Below are 2,517 nucleotides of genomic sequence, written 5' to 3' on the forward strand. Positions count from 1 at the left end.
TGTCAATCGGCGTCCAAAAAGGACCCCCTATCGGCGTCCAAAAGGGACCCCCTTCGTCGAGCGGTGTGACGGGTATGGCGCGCCCGCCGTTCGCGCTGGTTGCGACGTAGGGCGGGCGTAGCCCGACCGGAGGCGCAACCAGCGCGAAGCGTCTTCTGCCGGTGGCCCCGGGCGTCAGCTGCGATGCTTGAAGCGCCAGCTGTCGTTGCCGGTCTCGACGATGTCGCAATGGTGTGTGATGCGGTCGAGCAGCGCGGTGGTCATCTTGGGGTCGCCGAAGACGGTGGGCCACTCGCCAAAGGCCAGGTTCGTCGTGACGATGACAGAGGTGCGTTCGTAGAGCTTGCTCACCAGATGGAAGAGCAGTTGCCCGCCTGAGCGGGCGAAGGGCAGATAGCCGAGCTCGTCCAGCACCACGACATCGAGGCGGGAGAGCTGTTTTGCGAGCGCGCCGGCTTTGCCGAGGCGGTTCTCCTCCTCAAGCCGGTTCACCAGATCGACCGTGTTGAAATAGTGCCCGCGGGCGCCCTCCCGCACGACATTGGCTGTAATGGCGCTAGCGAGATGCGTCTTGCCGGTGCCCGTCCCACCGACCAGCACGACGTTGCGCTGGCCCGCCAGGAACGAGCCGCTGTGTAGCGAGCGTACGAGCCCCTCGTTGATGGGCGTGCCGTCGAAGACGAAGGCATCGAGGTCCTTCACCGCCGGCAATCTGGCCGCCGACATCCGGTAGCGGACCGACGCTGCATGGCGGTGGGTTGCCTCGGCACGCAGCAGGTCGGTCAGGATCTCCATCGTCGTGCGCTTGCGCTGCAGACCGGTGGTCACCGCCTCGTCGAAGGCACTGGCCATGCCCTTCAGACCAAGGCCCGCCATAGCGGTCATCATCTCATGCCGCTGCATGGAGGCCTCGCAGGCTGTCGTAGCGGCCGCAGTCGGCACGCGGCGGATGACGCAGAGACAGGTCTTCGGGCGTGACGATGGTCAACGGTCGTGGCGGCTCGCACCTGCGGGCCAGGATGTTGAGAATGACGTCGTCGCTGGTGACGCCGGTCAGCAATGCTTCGCGCACGGCCGCTTCCACCGCCTCCAGCCCGTCGTCGAGCACCGCTGCCAGCACCCGCACGAACCGCCGGTCGGCATCGTCACCGGCGCCGAGCTTGCGGCGCAGCCGTGACAGCGCAGGTGGCAGGTCCCAGCCCTGGAATGGCGCGCCGTTGCGCAGCGCCCCCGGCTTGGTCACCAGCACCGGCAGATAGTGCCACGGGTCGTAGATGGTCCGGTTGCGCCCGAAGAACCGGGGATGGTCGGCAACGACCTCGCCGTCGCAGCGCACGACGATGCGGTCGGCATAGGCGCGGACCTGGACGGCACGCCGCACCGCCTTGGCCATGACCGAGTAGCGGTTGCGGTCGAAGCTGATGAGGCATGTGCCGCTCACCGCGTGCTCGCTCTCGTGGAAGCCGTCGAAGGACGCAACGACCGGCTGGAGCACGCCACGCTCGACAGCCCATGCCTGGGCGACCGTCAGTTCCTTCTGCTCGGGATGCTGGTGTAGCTCAGCCCAGCGCCGACACTCCGCCTCCAGCCAGCCGTTCAGCTCCTCGATGCTGGCAAAGCGCAGACGCGGCTGGAAAAACCGGCCGCGCGCCGTCTGCACCTGGTTCTCGACCTGGCCTTTCTCCCAGCCGGCTGCCGGCGAGCAGGCGGTCGGCTCGACCATGTAATGGTTGGCCATGACCAGGAAGCGCCGGTTGAAGACCCGCTCCTTGCCGGTGAACACGCTCGTCACCGCCGTCTTCATGTTGTCGTAGATGCCGCGCGTCGGCACGCCTCCGAAGAAGGCGAACGCCCGCGCATGCGCGTCGAACACCATCTCCTGTGTCTCGCGCGGATAGGCTCGCACATACATCGTCCGTGATGCGCACAGCCGTACATGCGCGACCTTCACGCGCATCGGCTTGCCCGCGATCTCCACGTCCTCGTGGCTCCAGTCGAACTGATAGGCTTCTCCCGGCCGGAACAGCAGCGGGATGAACGCCGGCGCATTCATCACGTCCCGACGCCGCGCCTGCCGCCAGCGGGCCGCATAACGGCGCACCGCATCGTACGAGCCGTCGAACCCTTCGCGCAGCAGCAGATCGTGGATACGCGTGAGGCGCAGCTTCTCGCGCCGCGGCCGTACCTCGTCTTCCTCCAGCAACGCGTCCAGTTGCGCCTGAAACGGCCCCAGCTTCGGCAGCGGCTGCACCTCCCGCCGGTAACCCATGTCCGCCTCCGGCGCCCGGATCGCCTTGCGCACCACCTTGCGCGATAGGTGCAGGTCCCGCGCTATCGCCTTGATGGCCTTCCCCGACGCGTGCTCGCGCCGGATCCTCAATACCGTCTCCAATACCAGCATCCCGATCTCGCCGCCTGACACACCGCCAAGCGAGCAGCCTAGACCACCGGGATGAGGGGTCCTTTTTCGACGCCGATCACCCCGCTATCGGGGTCCCTTTTCCACGCCGATCCACA

2 protein-coding genes are annotated in these 2,517 nt (G+C 66.9%); both read right to left on the bottom strand.

Going from position 1 to position 2,517, the window contains the following annotated elements:
- Positions 1–174: 174 nt before the first annotated feature.
- Positions 175–903 (bottom strand): IS21-like element helper ATPase IstB, encoded by a 729-nt coding sequence (gene istB, locus BM145_RS15490; RefSeq protein WP_093334537.1) that lies wholly within the window; start codon positions 901–903, stop codon positions 175–177.
- Positions 890–2,401, bottom strand: coding sequence for an IS21 family transposase (gene istA, locus BM145_RS15495; RefSeq protein ID WP_093334538.1), 1,512 nt, complete (start codon positions 2,399–2,401; stop codon positions 890–892). Before istA ends, istB begins: the two co-directional genes overlap by 14 nt.
- Positions 2,402–2,517 lie beyond the last annotated feature (116 nt).

Origin of the sequence: Sphingomonas rubra (assembly GCF_900115745.1) — a bacterium.
In the GTDB taxonomy this organism is placed as follows: domain Bacteria; phylum Pseudomonadota; class Alphaproteobacteria; order Sphingomonadales; family Sphingomonadaceae; genus Sphingomonas; species Sphingomonas rubra.

Coding starts and splice junctions, on each gene's coding strand:
- istB (WP_093334537.1), bottom strand. CDS start 903: ATGCAGCGGCATGAGATGATGACCGCTATGGCGGGCCTTGGTCTGAAG.
- istA (WP_093334538.1), bottom strand. CDS start 2,401: ATGCTGGTATTGGAGACGGTATTGAGGATCCGGCGCGAGCACGCGTCG.